Genomic DNA, 18,328 nt, shown 5'->3' with positions numbered 1-18,328 from the left:
CATGGAGTTGATCTTTTTTGGGGTTGGTCTGCTGTTGGGGCTAATAGTTTGGTTCTGGCAGTGGCGACAAATGCGCCATGCTGTGGAGACGCTCCTCGAACAGTATGCTGCCCGTCCTTTCAAGTCCTCACCGTGGCAACGCTTACAAACCCTCCTCAGCCAACAACTTCAGGAACAGGCACGCTGCCGTCAGAAAATCCAGCGCTATCAAACGATCCTTGAATATGCCCCCATTGCCTATTTGGAGGTGGATGAGGCCAACTGTGTGGTCTGCTGCAACGAAGCGGCGCGATCGCTTTTTGGCTTAAGGTCTCCTGAAGGCCGCCTTTTTCTAGAACTGGTGCGCTCCTATGAACTGGACTGTCTCATTGAGGAGGTGCGCCAAGAGCAAACCATAACAGAGCAGGAATGGCTTTACGCTTACATCACACCAGTAGGGCAAACCAAGCGCAAACCCCTGCGGGCACGGGGACTCTTCCTTGAGGAAGGACATGTGGGGGTATTTATTGAGGACTGCGAAGAGGTCGTGCGGCTGCGGGATGAGCGCGATCGCTGGGCAGCAGATGTGGCCCATGAACTGAAAACGCCCCTCACTTCGCTGCGCCTGGTAACTGAAACCCTGCAGCAGCGGGTACCGGAGTCCCTGCAGCACTGGGTCGATCGCCTCCTCGCAGAAATTATTCGCCTTACCCTCCTAGTGCAAGAACTTCTGGAACTCAACCGCCTTAGCCATACTCCTGCCGATAGTTTGGAGCGGCACCCTCTGGATCTGGTGCAAGTCATTCGCACCGCTTGGCAATGCCTTGCTCCCTTAGCCCAGAACAAAAACATCCAGCACGAGTACAGCGGTCCGGACAAAGCTCCCTACTGGGGGAATGAATCGCAACTGTTGCGCCTACTGATGAATCTTTACGACAACGCCATTAAACACGGCCCTGTAGGCGGTCAAGTCCTGACGCGGCTCCTGAGCGATCGCGAGGGGGGGTATCTCTGTCTCGAAGTCATTGATACTGGCAGTGGTTTTCCCCCCAAGGACTTACCCTATGTCTTTGAGCGGTTTTATCGGGCACAGCCACGGCGGCATCGCTTTGTCATTCCCACGGATCATGAAGGGCAGCTACCTCCTGTGGGCAGTGGCAGCGGTTTGGGGTTAGCCATTGCCCGCCAAATTGTTGAGTGCCATGGGGGCTATATCGAAGCGGCCAATCATCCTGACTATGGGGGAGCGTGGCTACGAATTTATCTACCCCTCACCCAGCTATAGCTCCTTAGCCACCCAGCGATCGCGCCCGCGGGTTTTTGCTTCATAGAGACACTGATCCGCCAGATGCAAGAGCCTTTCTGGGGTATGGTCAGGGCTAGGGACGGTTGTCGCAATCCCAAAACTGGCCGTTAGTTTCGGCCCCACTGTACTTTTTGCATGGGTGATATTGGCTGCAGCCAGCGCTGCTTGGATATTCTCAGCAATATGAATAGCTCCCCTGTGATCGGTATCGGGTAGGATCAGAGCAAACTCTTCCCCGCCAAAGCGGGTGGCCAAATCCCCCGCCCGCTGTAAATGGCTTTCCAAAATTTGTGCCACCTGCTTGAGAATCTCATCCCCCTGCAAATGACCATAGTGGTCGTTGTAGGCCTTAAAACAATCAATATCCACCATGATTAAACTTAAGGGTTTTTGCGCCCGTTGGCAGCGTCGCCATTCCTTTGGGAATAATTCATCAAAACAGCGGCGATTGCCAATATCCGTGAGACTGTCAATATACACCATTTGCTGGAGATTGGCATTGGCCTGCTCTAGGGCTTCGTACATCTCCGCCTGTTGTAGGGCCACCGTCAAGGGTTCAGCAATCCGCTGCAGTAGGAACAACTCCTCCCGCTCCCACAGGCGAGGGCTGCGACAATGGTGAGCAATGAGGAGTCCCCACAGGTTCTGGCCCTGCAGCAGGGGCACCACCAGATTGGCCTGCACCTGCAAGCTAGTCAGTAACTCACGATAGCAATCCTGGAGTTGCGCTTGGTTGACATCGCTAATGGTCAGCGTGCGCCCTTCCAAAAACCGCTGCGCTGTTTCTTTGGTAAAACACGGATCGTGGATCACTCGACCCAAAATTGAGTACTGGGGTAGGGCGGTGGCCTCCACGGCAACTATACCACTGCCATCCGCTAAAAAGCGGTAAATCAGCACGCGATCGCTCAGCAGCAGTTGTTGGATGCTGGTTACCGCCCGCTGCAAAATCTCCTCTAGGCGAATGGACTGGCGAATGTCCTGAATGATGGTGCTGACAATCATTTCCCGCTCTAGGGAAGTTTTTAATCGCTCCTCTGTACGCTTTTGATCCGATACATCCACAAGGACGCCATGGAGCATTTGACTGTAGGGGTCAAACTGCCCGCGATCGCTCAAGTAGCGGAAACAGCCATCCCGATGTCGAATGCGGTAGGTGGTACTGTAGGCCCGCTGTTGCTGAATGGCCTGCTCAATCTCCCGTTCAGCCAGGATCAGATCCGGAGGTGGGACAATTTGCCGCCAGTCGGGTAAATCTTGGGGAAAGTAACCCGTGAGCTGGTAAATTTGGTCGCTGACATAGTTGAATTGCCACAGGCGATCGCGATCGCGCCGATAGAGGGCAACAGGTAAGTGACTAATGAGGGTGTTATAGCGCTGTTCACTCTCCGTAATTGCCGCCGTAATTGCCTGTTGCCGCGACAGTTGCCAGCGCAGTTCCGCCGTTGCCTTGCTGAGTTCCTGTGTTAGCACCTGAATCACCCCTTGAGCCTCAGTGATGTCAATGGCCGCCAAAAGATTGCTCTGGGTCACAATTCCTACCATGTGGCCATCATCGTCCACAACCACGACGCGACGCACTTGATGCTCCTGGAGCAAATGATTCACCTGCCACAAACTTTGATCGGGCTTGACGGTCAGCACGGGCTGGGACATAATACTGCCGACGGTTCCTGTGAGCACTCCCCCTTGGCTATGCAGTGCCTGAAAAATATCCTTTTCCGTAATAATGCCGCGCGGCAGCACACCAGAGGATGTTTCCTCAGGAACCACCAAACTGGTGACACCCCGTTCGCTCATCAGAACAACTGCCTCCTGTAACGAAGCCTCAGCCGTAATAGTGGCCACATCAGATACCATCACCTCCACTACCCGCTTGATCCGCAGCAGATCCGCAGGGCGCAAGCGCTCACGCAGCGCTTGGCGGGTCAGCAGTCCTTCAACCCCTTGAGAGTCATTGACCACTGCCAGGGCATCCACGCCCAGATGACGAAAACGCCCGAGAACCCCCAGGAGATGATCCAGATCCTTGAGGCTCAAACAGTAGTCCGATGGCAGCATGATCCGCTCAGCAGTTATCTCCTGGGGAGAGTAGCCCTTGCCAAGGGCGCGGATCACTTCCCGTTGGGTGATCAATCCCCGAAACTGCCCCTGCTCCTCTACAACAAGGCCAGAACCCTGACTTTCCTGTAAGCCTTGGAGAATGTTATTGAAGGAATCCCCTGGAGCAATTGAAACAAAGTGCGTTTGCACTAAGGCTTGCAAATTTAAGCCTGAACTCAATTGCTCCATAGTCTATCCCTCTCAACTCGATGATTCCTTAAGACTTTATTTATGATTTATGCGTTTATTGATAAGCGCTGTAGCAAATAACATTAAAATTCACAAAAATTTGCACCCCTGGTTTTGATGCCCTTGCCTAAAGATTGGCTTTATTCAATTCTATCCTGGGGGCTGCGGTAGGCACCTATAGGCTTGACCCACAATTCCGCTGTTGCCGCAGAAAGGCTAGGATAGGGAATTGGAATGTATGCTATTTGCCGCTGCTATGAACTAGCGAATGACTGGCTCAGTAACTTGATGCATACCTGCTGCGGGTGATTATGACTGCGGCGGCCATCTCAGGATTGAAGCGATGAATCCACCTGCCCCTAATCTTATTTGCCCGGAGTGTGGCACAGCCAATTCCATTCACCAAGTTGAGTGTCACCACTGTCAGGTGCCACTCCTAAAACGCTATTTGTGGGCCATTGGCTCCGCTTTGGATCACTATAGCGTCGGTGAGCTGGTGGGCGATCGCTACTTGGTGCAAGGCAAACACTTGCTCTTGGACTTATTGCCGGGGGAGCCAGCCCCCAGTGTGGACAATACTGCCCAACTTTACCGTCCCTACCTACGTCTATTTCCCAAGCGTCCCCATGTTCCAGAACTCTTTGGCGCGCTTTCCCTCCCAGAAGGAGAACTGTTGCTCCTTGAGCATGCCCCCGTCAGTTGCATTGACATTGCCGATGCCAAAGTTGTCCCCGGCCTGACCCATGCCGCTCCCCTCACCACCATCTGGGACAAAGCCAATTTAGTGCGCCGCCTCAACTGGTTATGGCAAATCATCTCCCTTTGGCCAGCGCTGGTGGCAGAAAATGTAGCTCTCACACTCCTCAATCCCCAGCTTTTGCGAGCCGAGGGTTCCCTGGTGCGGCTTCTGCAACTGCAAGCAGGCAATAATCCTACTTTGGCTGACCTTGGCCAATTCTGGCAAACCCATTTCAACTTTACCGATCAAGGGGAAAACTTTCAGCAGGCCTTCACAATCCTGTGTCAACAAATGCAGGATCCTCGGGAAGCCGCCCCTGAATCTGTGCGCCAAACCCTAGAGGTCCTCTTTCAACAGGCTCTCGATGACCTTGGTTATGAGTACCACTACGATATTGCCAGCCGCTCCGACCAGGGGCCTAGTCGCAGTCGCAATGAGGATAAGTGCTTGCCCCAGACTGACCTTGCCGATCAGTCACGGGTTTTGGCCTTGGTGTGCGATGGTGTGGGGGGCCATGAAGGCGGCGATGTGGCCTCAGGCTTGGCCATTGACATCCTGGCGGAAACCCTCAAATCCCTTAATCTTCTAGAGACCCCTCCCGCCACAGTGGAGCAAGCGATTCAAACAGCCATTCACGCCACTAATGATGCGATCAATCAACGCAATGATACGGAGCAGCGCCACGAGCGCCAGCGCATGGGAACCACGGTTGTCGGTGCCCTGATTGAACACGCCCATCTTTACCTTGCCCACATTGGGGACAGCCGCGCCTACTGGATCAACCGCTGGGGCTGCTACCAACTCACCCTCGATGACGATGTGGCCAGCCGCGATGTGCGCTTGGGAATGAGTACCTACCATCAAGCCCTGGAGTTGCCCTATGGTGGCTCCTTGGTGCAAGCTTTGGGCATGGCACCCTCCCAGCATCTCCACCCCACGGTTGAGCGCTTTTTGCTGGATGAAGAGGGAATTCTGCTGCTGTGTTCCGACGGTCTCAGCGACTTTAACCGCGTGGAAACCTACTGGCGACAGTACCTGCTGCCTGTACTCCAAGGTCGGGTTTCCCTTACTGCTGCTGCTGAACAACTGATTGATCTTGCCAATCGCCTCAATGGCCATGACAATGTAACGGTGGTGCTCATTCACTGTCGGGTAAAGAATACAGCCGGTGTCCTTGACTTGGACTATAGCAACATTGTCTGTCAAGGGGAGCTGCCAGAGGTGACAGACATTACAATGGGCTACGTCCCTCCACCCGAGCCATCAGAACTCAATCTGACGGTTTCCCAAGTTCTGGAATCCCCTCAACCCCAACTGCAGCAAGTCCATAAACTTGGTTCCCAAGGGTGGCTGCTCCTGCTGATTGCTGTGGGTGTTGCCACTGCTGCCTTTAGCTTTCTGGCTGTTATGACTTCTATGAATCGGTCTAATACTGTAGAAAAGCCCTCATCCTCACCGTTGATCGCCCCCAAGTGATGCCTAACCCTGCGGATTTTTCCCTCGATGCCTACGACTATTCCTTGCCGGCGGAGCGGATTGCCCAACAGCCGGTTTCCCCCCGCGATCGCTCCCGCCTGATGGTGGTGACCCGCAACACAGCCGCAGATCACTACTTCTATGAGCTACCGCAACTGTTAGAGCCAGGGGATCTGCTGGTGCTCAATGATACGCGGGTGATTCCAGCGCGGCTGATGGGTCAAAAAGTGGGCGGCGCCGGCGGCACCGTTGAGGTGTTTCTCCTTGAAGAGTTGAGCGATCGCCAGTGGTTGGCCTTGGTAAAACCCGGTCGAAAATTGCGCCCTGGGGCAGTGATTCAAATCGGCTCGCTGCAAGCAACGGTACAGGCCATTGATGAGGAAACCCGAGGACGGGTGATTGAATTCGACCTGCCGCCGGGCGATCGCCTGTGGTCATACCTGGATCACCTGGGGGAAGTGCCCTTACCTCCCTACATTGATCATCCCATTGCGGATACTGAGCAGTACCAAACCGTCTATGCCCGCCGTCCCGGTGCCGTGGCTGCGCCAACCGCTGGCTTGCATTTTACTCCCGAACTCTTTAGCAAGTTGGCCTATCGCGGCATTGATCACTGTTTTCTAACGCTCCATGTGGGCATTGGCACCTTTCGTCCTGTGGAGGCCAAGGATATTCGTCACCACCATCTCCACGAAGAATGGATTGAGGTACCGGCTGCCACCGTCGAACGGATTCAGGCGGCCAAAGCCGCCGGGGGACGAATCATTGCCGTCGGCACCACCGTTATTCGCTCCCTAGAAACAGCTGCCCAGTCAGGCACCCTTCAGCCCTTTTGCGGCAAGAGCGATCTCTATATTTATCCGGGGTATCAGCCCAAGATTGTCGAGGGGTTCATTACCAACTTTCATCTGCCCCGCTCTAGCTTGATGATGCTTGTCAGTGCCTTTATTGGCCGTGAACGGTTGCTGCAGTTGTACCAACAGGCCATCGATCGCCAGTACCGCTTCTATTCCTTTGGCGATGCCATGCTAATTTTGCCCAGCGCTTGCCACAACACCGTTTGAGTGTGCTATCCTAAAGCCAGTTGTTTTGCAAGTTACCGTTTAGGGAGATGGAGGTGATGCCCATGGCAGATAGTAGTAAACGCTTGGGTCGTCGTTTTGGAGTTCCTCAGCTCTAGGGAAGAGTTGTTCTCCATCTGTTGATTTTAAATCAGCATCTAGGAGGTCGCTTCTCCTAGGAGTTGATACTCACGATAACCACCAGACCGCTCCCGAGGCCTTCCTGGGGGGCGGATGGCTTTTTAGGGGTACCTTAGCATGTCTGAGAATAATAAATAATATAGTTTTATGATCAACTATTAAAAGACATTTCAGATGCGGGGTTGTGCCTGAGGGAGCATCTATAGTAGAGGCAACCGGAACTTCGCCATTGTTGGTCACAGAAGACAAATTGAGACAAACTGAGACAAATTGAGACTGAGCAACGACTAATGATGGTGGACTCTGGAACTGTTGCGTTCTGAGCGCAGCCATGGCCCTCCAATTTCTACCCCAAAAAACGCCGCGCTTGCATCCCATTAGCAGTACCAAGCTCCTGCTAGTCGTGCTGTTGAACCTCTTTATTGCCGGCTATGTCTTTTGGGCCTATCGCACTGCCCATGAGCATCAGCTCCCTACCCAACGCAATCCGATCTTGCGGAACCTGCGTTCTCGCTAAACTTGCCCTAGGCAGATTGCAGCGCTAGAATGAGGGGTTGCTGTCTTTTTTGCAACGGGCATGAAATCCTATCTCGCTGCCGCAGTCCAAATGACGAGCCAACCCAATCTTGAAGCCAATTTGGCTCAGGCAGAAGAACTCATTGAATTGGCGGTGCAACAAGGGGCAGAACTGATTGGGTTGCCAGAAAATTTTTCCTTTCTGGGTGACGATCGCGAGAAGGTTGCCCAAGCGGCAGCGATCGCTGAGCGGACTGAGGCCTTTTTGAAACGAATGGCCCAGCGATTTCAGATTACGCTGGTGGGGGGTGGCTACCCGGTGCCGGCAACGGCAGGCAAGGTCTATAACACAGCGGTATTGATTGGGCCGACGGGGGAAGAATTGAGCCGCTACCAAAAGGTGCATTTATTTGATGTCGATTTGCCCGATGGCAATATTTACCACGAATCGGGCACAGTGCTTGCTGGACGGCAGTTGCCCTCGGTCTATCCCAGTAAGGAACTGGGCAATATTGGCTTGTCGGTGTGCTATGATGTCCGCTTTCCAGAACTTTACCGTGCCCTCTCTCAAGCGGGGGCAACGGTGTTGTTTGTGCCAGCTGCCTTTACTGCCTTCACGGGTAAGGATCACTGGCAAGTTCTACTGCAGGCTCGGGCAATCGAAAATACCTGTTATGTGATTGCCCCGGCCCAGACGGGGATTCACTATGCACGGCGGCAAACCCACGGCCATGCACTGATTGTGGATCCTTGGGGAACCATCCTCGCCGATGCGGGCGATCGCCCCGGCCTCGCCATTGCGGCCATTGAACCCAGCCGCCTCGAGCAAGTGCGTCAACAGATGCCTTGCCTACAACACCGCGTCTTTTTTTGATTCTTAGCTCATTCTTAGCTAAATTGTGAAATAAGTCGTAACATTCCATACAGACGGGGGGAGTTTCCTAAGCTATCGTAGAACCATAACTGATTCCTTCCGCTCACTCCAAACCGACTAGGAGAGTATCTATGGAAAGTGTTACGGTTCCCAACCCGCAAGCCTCCGCCGAGGTTTGGAACTCCCTAAAGCGAGCGATCGCCCACAGCTCGGGTTTTCAGCGCTGGCTGAGCGAAAAGCAGGCGAGTGTTGTTATTGAGCAGCCCACGGATCTTGATGCTTGCGTTACCGCTTACCTGCGTCAGGCGCTCGAAACCCTTGCCTATTAAGTTGGTAGGAATTGTCAGCTTTGCCCCTATACGAGGAGCATTCCGACTCCTTAGGTCACATATTACCCCCACGGCGCATTCCAGCTGGGGGTTTTATTCTTGAGGCTGCGGCAACACCCTCCTTCAGGGTTTCCTTGGGTATAGTGGAAAGTGCCAGCCCCCAAGATGCATATGATTGAAGGCCCGTGGATCCATAAGTTTATTGTCTCCAATGGTATTCGTCTGCACTATGTCACCCAAGGAGAGGGGGAGTTGGTGCTGCTGCTCCATGGTTTTCCAGAGTTTTGGTACTCTTGGCGACATCAAATTCCGGTATTGGCGGAAAAGCACAAAGTCGTTGCCCTAGATTTGCGGGGCTATCATCTCAGCGATAAACCCCAAGATACCGCTAGCTATGTTCTTGATGAATTAATTCTTGACATTGTCGGTGTCCTTGACGGCCTTGGCTATCGGCGCTGCCACTTGGTGGGGCACGATTGGGGGGGAATGGTTGCCTGGGGGGTTGCCTATGCCGCACCTGAGCGGATTCAAACCCTGAGTGTGCTGGCTTGCCCCCATCCTGCCAAGTTTCAACAGTTGAGTTTTGAGCAATGGTTGCGCAGTAGTTATATGCTGCTCTTTCAGCTGCCGTGGCTACCAGAGATACTCTTGGAGTGGGGAGGCTATGGGGCGATCGCCCAAATCTTTCGCTGGGCAGCTGTGAACCAGCAGGCCATCCGCCCCCTGGACATTGCCCGCTATCAGGATGCCGCGGCTCAGCGGGGTGCTCTATCGGGAATGCTCAACTACTACCGTGCGGGGTTACAAAGTCTTTACAGTCGCGAGTGGGGCGTACTCGACATACCAACGCTGATGCTCTGGGGGCGCCAAGACCCCATCTTGGGCATTGAACTGACCTACGGCACGGAAGCCTACGTTAAGGAACTGAAAATTCAATACTTGGACCACTGTGGCCACTTTGTGCAGCAGGAGCAACCCGACTTGGTGAATGAGTATCTGCTCGAGTGGTTAGAAACCGTTTCTGCCCCCCTCAATTAGACCTAAATCATTCCACCTAAATCAAACGACGTAACTGTGTAATTTGGTCAGCGATCGCCAGCAGCGATTCTGGCATTTCAGGCCCCGTCAACATGACATCGAGGGTGCGTGGCCGATTCTTGAGAAAGTCCAGTACCTCCCCTTCAGTGAGCACCCCCAGTTGCATGGCCACACTTACCTCATCTAAAACCACCAAACGGTGCTGTCCCTCCTGCACTTTGGTTTGCAAATGCTGCCACAGCTCACGCACTGCTGCCTTTTCTTGGGGAGTGATCGAATCTCCTTGGCCTAAACAGCGTTGCAGCGCCGGTCGCCACCAAGTGAGATGCTGCCCCAACTGAATCGGGTGCTCGACCCCCATTTGAATGCCGCCCTTGAGGAATTGAACAATCATAACCTCACTGCCCTGGGCAGCAACCCGCAACGCCTGGGCCATGACTGTGGTGAAAAAGTGCCGCTGCGGACAGGTAAACACCTGCACCACTCCCTCAATGCCATAGGTTAGGGGCAAGCTTGCCTCAGAAGCGGAAACCGAGAGTTGTGCCACCATAGTGTTTCTGTCCAGTCAAAAAGGAGAACGATCCCCTAGGGGTTATACATCTAGTGTAGTACGCTGTGATTTAACCCTAGTGAACACTAGATATACGTGGCCGTCAAGGGGGGTGAGAATCAGTTATCTTAAAACACAGTAACTGTTACCGAGGATGCACCGATGCCAGCAACACAGGCCCTTGATGCGCAGGCGCTCTTTCGCGCTGCCTACGAAAATCGTTACACATGGGATGAAAATTTTCCCGGCTTTACGGCAAAGGTCACACTCATTGAGGGCGATCGCACCTACCAAGGGCAGGTCAAAGTTAGCCGTGACTACAGCGTTGAGGTAAGCGGGATCGAAGATGAACATATCCGGGAATCCCTCTACAATCAACTACGGGATGTGATTGTTCACCGCAAACGCAACAGTTTTGAGGCAGCCCACGGTAAAAACACGTTTCAAATTGGCCAAACCGATGCCAGCGGTGCCGTGGAGATCCTCGTCAGTGGCGATGCCATGGGCTCCAACTACAAAGTCAGGGACAATCAAATTGTCTACGTTAGCCGTGTCATGGGCCGGGTCGCCTTTGCCATTACCCATCAGGAAGCCCTTGACACCGGCTCAGGCTACATTTCCACCAACTATGTGGCTGTCTTCCGCAATCCCCAGACGAACGAAGTGGTGCGGCAAATGGCGTTTGAGGATACCTATGTACCCGTGGGCAACTACTATCTCATGAGTCGGCAGGTGGTGCACACCCATGAAAATGGCCAAACCAGCACTGTGGAAATCCGTTTTGATGATCTGCAACTCCTAGACAACTAAGCGTGGAAATTACATTTCTAGGCACTAGTTCTGGGGTGCCCACCCGCACACGCAATGTTTCCAGTGTGGCTCTGCGGCTGCCCCAACGCAAGGAAATTTGGCTCTTTGACTGCGGTGAAGCCACCCAGCACCAATTGCTGCGCAGCGACCTGCGAACCAGTCAGATTCGCCGGATTTTCATTACCCACATGCACGGCGATCACATCTTTGGCCTAATGGGCTTGCTGGCCAGTTGTGGCCTTGCGGGAACGGTGAGTCAAATTGATGTCTATGGCCCACCGACCTTAGATCGCTACATTGCCAGTTGTTTGCGCTGGTCAGTGATGCGACTGCCCTACAAGTTGCAAGTGCATACGGTAGAGCCGGGGGAAGTCTTTAGCGATGGTGAGTTTACCGTCACCTGTCGGCTGCTGCATCATCGCGTTCCCGCCTTTGGCTACCGGGTGACTGAGGGGGATCGCCCCGGTCGGTTTCATGTGGAAAAAGCCCAAGCCCTGGGGATTCCCTTTGGCCCTCTATATGGTCAACTCAAGCAGGGAAAAACCATCACTTTAGAGGATGGCCGCACCTTTGATGGTCGCGACTTCTGCGATCCGCCGCAGCGAGGACGCAGTATGGTCTATTGTACCGATACCGTCTTTTGTGATAGTGCTGTGGAATTGTCCCAGCAGGCGGATGTCCTCATTCACGAAGCCACCTTTTCCCACCAGGAAGCGAATCTGGCCTTTGCCCGTCTCCACTCCACATCCACCATGGCGGCGCAGGTAGCAGCTTTTGCCCAAGTGAAATTGCTTTTCCTCACCCACTTTAGCGCCCGCTACGCCCCCGGCAACCCTGTGCAGGTGGAAGATCTTTTGGCAGAAGCACAAGCCATTTTCCCCAATACCCGCTTGGCGCGGGATTTTCTCCACTACGCGATTCCCCGCGATGGCCAGATCGGCGAGGAAATGCCCTCTAGCCATCAGGACAGTCCTGCTGCGGCTAATACAGACACTTTGGATGCAACCCTAGGGCCCCTTGAGGCGCAAACCGTTGCTCCCGATCCAAACAGTCGGCCGGCGATCGCCATCAACCGTGCTACTCGCCAACAGATGCAACAAAAATTAGGAATTGACGCCACCACAGCCAATGCGATTTTAGAGCGACGGCGACAGCAAAAGTTTACCTGCCTAGGGGAACTGGAACGCCTCTATCCCCAAGTGGATTGGTCCACCCTAAATGTCCTCTTCTAAAGACCGATCGTGAGGCAGGTTCTGGTTGGAAACCTTCAAGTTGGAGGCATATCGAGGTGACACAGAACAATTTAAAGAAGAGCCGTGGCAATTTGGGTCGGCTGCCCCGTGGTAAGGGCACACCGAACCGTGAGTACTACCGGCCGATCCTGCGCGTCCTTGCTCGTCGTGGCGGTTCTGGCAGGACTGCAGATGTGCTTGAGGAAGTATACGAGGAGGTGCAAGAAATCCTGACAGAGGCGGACCTTCAGCCCGTCCCTTCCGGTAACGAGCCGTGTTGGCGAGATACGGCTCGATGGGCAAGGGACGACATGGTCAAAAACGGTCTTCTCAAGAGCGGCAGCCCCTATGGCACCTGGGAGATCTCTGAAAAGGGATATCAATACCTGCAAGACCATGATCAAGACCAGGATAGGGTCTGAGGCAACCCTGCAAAGGTTTCTACCAGCTGTTGCTGATGCTAAGCGTTATTTCCTAAAATCAGCGCTTTGGCAGCAAAAAGGAGCTAGGGAATCATCAGTTACAATGGGCTTAAGGGACTGAGTTTTAAGACAGTTCCACCACTGGTTTCTGGGAGCTGCTCCGGCCCATGCAACTGTATTTCGACTATGGTGCGACGACCCCCTGTCGAGCGGAGGCTCTTGCGGCCATGGCGGCGGCCTATGAGCAGCAGTGGGGCAATCCGTCCAGTACTCACGAGTGGGGACAACGGGCGGCGATCGCCCTGGAACAGGCGCGGATGCAGGTGGCGGCACTGATTCATGCCCAAGCCGATGAGATCATCTTTACCTCTGGGGGCACAGAAGCCGATAATCTTGCCCTGTGGGGAGTTTGCCAGCGCTACCGCCAACCTCAGCATTTAATTATTTCGGCGGTTGAGCATTCGGCGGTGGCTAAACCGGCTGCTGCCCTTGAAGCCCAAGGCTGGCAGGTGACGCGCTTGCCGGTGAATCACTGGGGACAGGTGGAACCTACTCAACTGCGGCAGGCACTTCAACCGAATACGGTTTTGGTCTCCATTATCTACGGCCAAAGTGAGGTGGGCACCCTCCAACCCATTACTGAACTCGCAGCCATTTGCCAAGAGGGAGGGGTGCTTTTCCACACAGATGCGGTTCAAGTGGCGGGACGAGTTCCCTTGGATGTGCGACGCTTGGGGGTAGATTTACTCTCCCTGTCTAGTCATAAAATTTACGGCCCTCAGGGGGCGGGGGCGCTCTATGTGCGATCGGGGGTGGCCTTAGAACCGCTCTTGCGCGGCGGTGGACAAGAAGTTGGCCTGCGGGCAGGAACGCAGGCAGTGCCGACCCTCGTGGGTTTTGGGGTAGCGGCGGCGTGGGCAGCCACTGAACTAGCAATAGAACCAATGCGACTTGCTCAATTGCGCGATCGCCTGTGGCAGCAGTTACAGAATCATCCCCAAGTGGAACAAACGGGACATCCCTGGCAGCGACTGCCCCATCACTTGAGTTTGATTGTGCGCGATCGCCACGGCCAGCCCTTGAATGGCAAAACCTTTGTCCGGCAACTCAACCTGGCAGGGATTGGCATTAGTGCGGGATCCGCCTGTCAAAGTGGCCAAACCCAACCAAGTCCAACCCTCTTGGCCATGGGCTACGATCCTGAAACCGCCAAAGCAGGAATTCGTATTACCTTGGGGCGAGAGACCACCGCTGCCGATGTGGATTGGTTAGCCATGGTGCTGCGGCAATATCTTGCAGAGGCGATCGCTCCCCCCTTAGCGGTATCCATTTCCTAGGATGCATCATGGTGTGGGCGGCATTATCTGCACAGGGGACCTGGGTACTGGCTAGCTACGGCGTAGTGGCCACGCTGATTCTGCTGTGGACGATTCTGCGATCGCTACGGCATCCGTCCCAAAACGCCACCCTTGAAGCCGAATTGGCACGGCTACAAAATTACTGCACTCAACTCCAGCAGCAACTTCAGGCAATAACCGCGGAAAATCAACACTTACGAGCAGAGCGCGATTACTGGCAACAGCAGCACCAAAGCCTCAATGATCAACTCACCACCCTAGAAGCCACCTATCACCAACTGGAGATGAATCTTCAACGCCTCGAACAGGAGCGCGATCGCCTGCAACAGGCCCTGCAGCAGCCCGCCGACTGGTGGCAGGAAATCACCAAAAACTATCAAAGTTGGTGGGAAAGCCTCCCCTTTCTTCCCCATGAGGATACCAGCAGCAAATCCTAAGGCAGGCGATCAATGGGCAAGGGCGGATAGAAGAAGTACCCTTGGCCATACAGACAGCCGAGATCCATCAATTGGGCGGCTTGAACCGCCGTTTCCACGCCTTCTGCAACCACATCTAAACGTAGACTCTTGCCTAGGGCAATCACGGCACCAATAATTTCCTGTGCCGCTCGGCTTTCCTCTAAGCTCTGGACAAAGGAGCGATCAATTTTCAGGGCGTGGATGGGTAACTGATGCAACCGACTCAGGGAGGAATAACCTGTGCCAAAATCATCAATGTTGAGGGCAACCCCCAGTTGTTGCAGTTCCTCGGCCACCTGCAATGTGGCTTCAAGGTTGCGGATCATTGTCGTTTCAGTAATCTCCAGATGGAGGAGATGGGGGGGCAATTGGGCACTGCGCAGCACCGCCAAAATATCACCGACAAAGTTGGCATCCACCAGTTGTTGAGGCGAGATATTAATACCCAGGGTCATGGTCTGGCGACGGCTGTCCTGTTGCCGCCACTGGCTAAATTCCTGGATCGCGCGTTCAAGGACCTGCCGGCCAAGGCTAACGATGAGACCTGCCTGCTCCGCCAGGGTGATAAATTCACTGGGAGGAATTTCACCTTTTTCGGGGTCAAACCATCGGCTGAGGGCCTCAAGTCCTACAATTGCCCCCGTATTCATCTCAACAATGGGCTGGAAATACACCTGTAACTCACTGTTGGCGATCGCCTGATGCAGTTGGCTCTCAAGGGTAAAGCAACTTTGGGCTTGGGTGTGCATTTGCGGGTCAAAGATGCGACACTGCCCCAGTCCCTGTTTTTTTGCTTGGTACATGGCAATGTCAGCATCCCGCAGGAGGGTAGCGGCAGAGGCGGCCTCGCGATCGCTAAAGGCCACACCAATACTGGCACTCAGGCTTAACAAGTGACCATCAATGATCAGGGGTTCCTGAATTACCCGCTCTAGATCAGCAATCCGCGCTTGCACTTGTGCCACCATCTGTTGAGAATCAAGGTCTTCACAGAGGACCACAAATTCATCCCCACTCAGGTGAGCTAAGGTATCCCCCTCACGCACCACACTCTGCATTCGCTGGGCAAGGGTGATGAGTACCTGGTCACCGGCTTGGTGTCCCAAGCTATCGTTAACGCGCTTAAAGCGATCAATATCAATGAAAACAACAGCAAAGGGGCGATCGCCACGGCGTTGATATTGTCGCCAACAATGCTGCAATCGCTCCTGGAGGAGGGTACGGTTGGGAAGTCCCGTCAGGGGATCGTGGAGAGCATCGTGAATGAGCTGCTCCTCCATTTGTTTGCGGCGGGTAATATCATGCCCCACACATTGATACTCCACACAGCGCCCATGGTGATCAAAAAAGGCACGTGTTGTCCATTCAAACCAGGCAAGCTGTCCTGTACTTTGTCCTGTACTTAATGTCACAGCGCATTCAATGGTGCTGATGGGCTGCGTTGGGCTGAGGGTTTGCAGATGCTGTTGAAAGCGTTGCTGGGTTACAGGATCAAAGGGATGTTGGAGGACCTCCCCCAGATCACAACTCACGCCCACTTCAGCCAGATAGCGAAAGAAGGCGGGATTGCCAAAGGTCAGATGTCCCTCAGGCGTGCAGCGGTAGAGCAGTTCTGTCTGCGCCTCGAGAACCCGCCGATAGCGCTCTTTTTCCTGATGTAGCGCACTCACTAATTCAGCACGGTGAATACCAAAGCCCAGTTGTTCCCCCAGTTGGCGGATCAGTTCCACCTCGTCATTGGCCCAAGGCCGCGGCGAAGAGCAGTGGTGGCACAGAAATAATCCCCAGAGGCGTTCCTCCTCAATAATCGGTACTGCTAAGAGGGCACGCACCTGCAATTGGTTGAGAAAGTCGCGGTGACACTGAGCTATTGTGGCGGTGTTAATGTCCGCAAGCGCCAGCACTCGCCCTTGCAGGTAGGCTTCGGCAGCCTCCCGTTGAAAACAAGGATCACAAAATGTACGGTTGAGGAGGGAAAACTGGGGTGCTGCAACGGACTCGGCCACCACTTCCCCTCTGCCGTCAGCGTAGAACTGGAAAATGACGGTGCGATCTACGTTCAAGAGCTGGCGGATTTCTTCTAGGGCGGTTTTGAGGACGGTTTCTACATCTAATGAGCGGCGGATTTTGATGGTCAGACGATGCAGGAGTTCGGCTTGAGTTTGCCGCCGCTGCAACAAGGTACTGGAGTCCACTTGCAGTGTAGTATTTTGGCAGAAAATGGCCAAACCACGGCTGGTGGGAAATACCCGTACGGCGAACCACTGGTTGAGCCCCTCATAAAAGGCTTCAAATTGGACCGGAGTCTGCTGTGTCATTGCCCGCTGACATTGCTCCTCAAAAATCGAGTTGCGGGCATCGGGGAAGAGCTCCCAGAGGTTTTTTCCTAGCATTTGTGAGGCGGATTTGCCCACCAAGCGGCAGAGATTGCCATTGACATAAATAACCGTAAAATCATGATCGACCTCAAAGAAGTGATCGGACATGCTCTCTAAAATGTCACTCACTTGGCTGTAGGCCGCTTGCAGGCGATCGCCAAATTGCTGCTGCTCAGTCACATCCCGCGCCGCTGCGTAAATTCGACCCTGGCTCAGCAGTCCTTGCCATTCATACCAGCGGTAGTCTCCCCGCTGCGTGCGCAGGCGAATCGTGTGGTTCGTGATTTGCTCGCCGGCAAGGAGACGTTGCTGCATTTCTCGATGGCGGGAGCGATCGCCCGGATGCAGAAATTCCTCAAACTTTGCCCCCATCACCTGATGTAGGTCATAGCCTAGGCAGGTTTGCCAATGTTGATTCACCCGCCGCAGCCGTCCCTCACTATCGGCGATCATAAATAGCTCTAGGGAAGAGCCAAAGAAATACTCTAGTTCAGCTGTCTTTTGGACAATTTCCGCCTGCAGACGGATGCGATCGCTAATGTCCCGCTGCACACCAAAGTGGCCAATAATTTCCCGATTTTCGTTGTACAGACAAACGTAACTCCCTTCCATCCAAAAAGAGCTACCATCGTGGCGGTGCAACTCAAGTTCAGTGTGAAAGTAGCCCAAATCAAAGAGGGCTCGCCACAAGCGTTTAGCCAGTTCCAGATTCTCCTTAAAGCAAAGGCGCGGTGTTCGGCCAATTAACTCTTGGGGGGGCAATTGATACTGCTGGGCAAAGGCATTGTTGACGCGGGTAATCCGCTGATGATCAAAGACATACTCCAATATGTCTTCTTTATTGACCGTGTCATCCCAGCGAATAGGCTGATCCAACATCATGAAAAAGCAGGCCTCAAGGGACTGCTGAAAAAAGGCTTCTAAGAGTTTCTGATTCGCTTTGAGTTCTAGTTCCAGTTGACAGCGACGCGTAATATCCCGCGATGTTGTCACTAAAAATAAAACATTTCCTGCTTCATCACAAATGGGTTGAATGAAGGTTTCTAACCAAACATAGCCACCACTTTTTTTCCGCATGCGATAGGTTTCTGTCAAATTGGCGCTGCCCTTTAGGGCGAGGGCGTGGGCGCCACTGCGAATTCGCTCAGCATCCTCAGGGTGAAACAGGGTATAGGGATTTTTACCAATCAGTTCTTCAGGAGAATAGCCCAAAAGGGTTTGACTGGAGGGAGTCACGTATAGGTAGTTGCCATCGGTTGCGTGCAAGCAAATCAGATCATCGGTGTAGTTCACCAATAATTCGGTAAAGTGCTCAAATTCGTCAATGATCATTCTTGAAAACTTCTCCCTGCCAGCACCAAAGGTGCCA

The 18,328-nt window shown here is 53.7% G+C and carries 15 protein-coding genes; 12 read left to right on the top strand and 3 right to left on the bottom strand.

Going from position 1 to position 18,328, the window contains the following annotated elements; translation table 11 throughout:
• Window position 1 precedes the first annotated feature (1 nt).
• Window positions 2–1,264 carry a PAS domain-containing sensor histidine kinase gene (locus tag NK55_RS11395; protein ID WP_024125852.1) on the top strand — a complete coding sequence of 421 codons (1,263 nt, stop codon included), beginning with the start codon at window positions 2–4 and terminating at the stop codon, window positions 1,262–1,264.
• Here the strand turns inward: NK55_RS11395 and NK55_RS12565 are convergent.
• Window positions 1,259–3,577, bottom strand: coding sequence for a diguanylate cyclase domain-containing protein (locus NK55_RS12565; RefSeq protein WP_024125851.1), 2,319 nt, complete (start codon window positions 3,575–3,577; stop codon window positions 1,259–1,261). The two genes, NK55_RS11395 and NK55_RS12565, sit on opposite strands and share 6 nt — an antisense overlap.
• Window positions 3,578–3,920: 343 nt before the next feature.
• Between NK55_RS12565 and NK55_RS11385 the strand changes: the two genes are divergently transcribed.
• The 6 genes from NK55_RS11385 to NK55_RS11360 all read left to right on the top strand — a co-directional run bounded on the left by NK55_RS11385 (window position 3,921) and on the right by NK55_RS11360 (window position 9,751).
• Window positions 3,921–5,792 (top strand): PP2C family serine/threonine-protein phosphatase, encoded by a 1,872-nt coding sequence (locus NK55_RS11385; protein WP_024125850.1) that lies wholly within the window; start codon window positions 3,921–3,923, stop codon window positions 5,790–5,792.
• Entirely contained in the window at window positions 5,792–6,856 is a 1,065-nt protein-coding gene (queA, locus tag NK55_RS11380) for a tRNA preQ1(34) S-adenosylmethionine ribosyltransferase-isomerase QueA (protein WP_024125849.1), read from the top strand. The genes NK55_RS11385 and queA overlap by 1 nt, the downstream gene beginning before the upstream one ends.
• 469 nt (window positions 6,857–7,325) lie before the next feature.
• Window positions 7,326–7,511: a hypothetical protein gene (locus NK55_RS11375; RefSeq protein WP_024125848.1), complete on the top strand. Its 186-nt coding sequence runs from the start codon at window positions 7,326–7,328 to the stop codon at window positions 7,509–7,511.
• A gap of 60 nt (window positions 7,512–7,571) precedes the next feature.
• Entirely contained in the window at window positions 7,572–8,384 is an 813-nt protein-coding gene (locus NK55_RS11370; RefSeq protein ID WP_024125847.1) for a carbon-nitrogen hydrolase family protein, read from the top strand.
• Window positions 8,385–8,515: 131 nt separating this feature from the next.
• The gene (locus tag NK55_RS11365) at window positions 8,516–8,713 is read left to right on the top strand and encodes a hypothetical protein (protein WP_024125846.1); all 198 of its coding nucleotides are present in this window, start codon (window positions 8,516–8,518) and stop codon (window positions 8,711–8,713) included.
• Window positions 8,714–8,878: 165 nt separating this feature from the next.
• Window positions 8,879–9,751: an alpha/beta fold hydrolase gene (locus tag NK55_RS11360; RefSeq protein ID WP_041429295.1), complete on the top strand. Its 873-nt coding sequence runs from the start codon at window positions 8,879–8,881 to the stop codon at window positions 9,749–9,751.
• A 16-nt stretch (window positions 9,752–9,767) separates the two neighbouring features.
• On the opposite strand, the gene NK55_RS11355 is transcribed toward NK55_RS11360, so the two are convergent.
• On the bottom strand, window positions 9,768–10,301 hold the full coding sequence (locus NK55_RS11355; RefSeq protein ID WP_024125844.1) for a P-loop NTPase family protein: 534 nt from the start codon (window positions 10,299–10,301) through the stop codon (window positions 9,768–9,770).
• Between the two features lie 162 nt (window positions 10,302–10,463).
• Between NK55_RS11355 and NK55_RS11350 the strand changes: the two genes are divergently transcribed.
• The 5 genes from NK55_RS11350 (at window position 10,464) to NK55_RS11330 (ending at window position 14,560) form a co-directional block, all read left to right on the top strand.
• The gene (locus NK55_RS11350) at window positions 10,464–11,111 is read left to right on the top strand and encodes a DUF3386 domain-containing protein (protein ID WP_024125843.1); all 648 of its coding nucleotides are present in this window, start codon (window positions 10,464–10,466) and stop codon (window positions 11,109–11,111) included.
• Window positions 11,112–11,146: 35 nt separating this feature from the next.
• Complete coding sequence (locus tag NK55_RS11345) at window positions 11,147–12,343, top strand: ribonuclease Z (RefSeq protein ID WP_398507776.1); 1,197 nt, start codon at window positions 11,147–11,149, stop codon at window positions 12,341–12,343.
• 56 nt (window positions 12,344–12,399) lie between these two features.
• A complete protein-coding gene (locus tag NK55_RS14330) occupies window positions 12,400–12,765 on the top strand; it encodes a winged helix-turn-helix domain-containing protein (RefSeq protein ID WP_051372854.1) in 366 nt (121 codons plus the stop codon).
• 167 nt (window positions 12,766–12,932) lie between these two features.
• Window positions 12,933–14,102: a cysteine desulfurase family protein gene (locus NK55_RS11335; RefSeq protein WP_024125841.1), complete on the top strand. Its 1,170-nt coding sequence runs from the start codon at window positions 12,933–12,935 to the stop codon at window positions 14,100–14,102.
• An 8-nt stretch (window positions 14,103–14,110) separates the two neighbouring features.
• Window positions 14,111–14,560, top strand: coding sequence for a hypothetical protein (locus NK55_RS11330; protein ID WP_041429293.1), 450 nt, complete (start codon window positions 14,111–14,113; stop codon window positions 14,558–14,560).
• Here NK55_RS11330 and NK55_RS12560 read toward each other — a convergent pair.
• Window positions 14,557–18,291 carry an EAL domain-containing protein gene (locus NK55_RS12560; protein ID WP_024125839.1) on the bottom strand — a complete coding sequence of 1,245 codons (3,735 nt, stop codon included), beginning with the start codon at window positions 18,289–18,291 and terminating at the stop codon, window positions 14,557–14,559. The two genes, NK55_RS11330 and NK55_RS12560, sit on opposite strands and share 4 nt — an antisense overlap.
• Between the last annotated feature and the right edge of the window lie 37 nt (window positions 18,292–18,328).

Source organism: Thermosynechococcus sp. NK55a (assembly GCF_000505665.1).
Lineage (GTDB): Bacteria > Cyanobacteriota > Cyanobacteriia > Thermosynechococcales > Thermosynechococcaceae > Thermosynechococcus.
The sequence above is the reverse complement of the archived record's forward strand: the minus strand, read 5'-3'. Positions and strand labels throughout refer to the sequence as shown.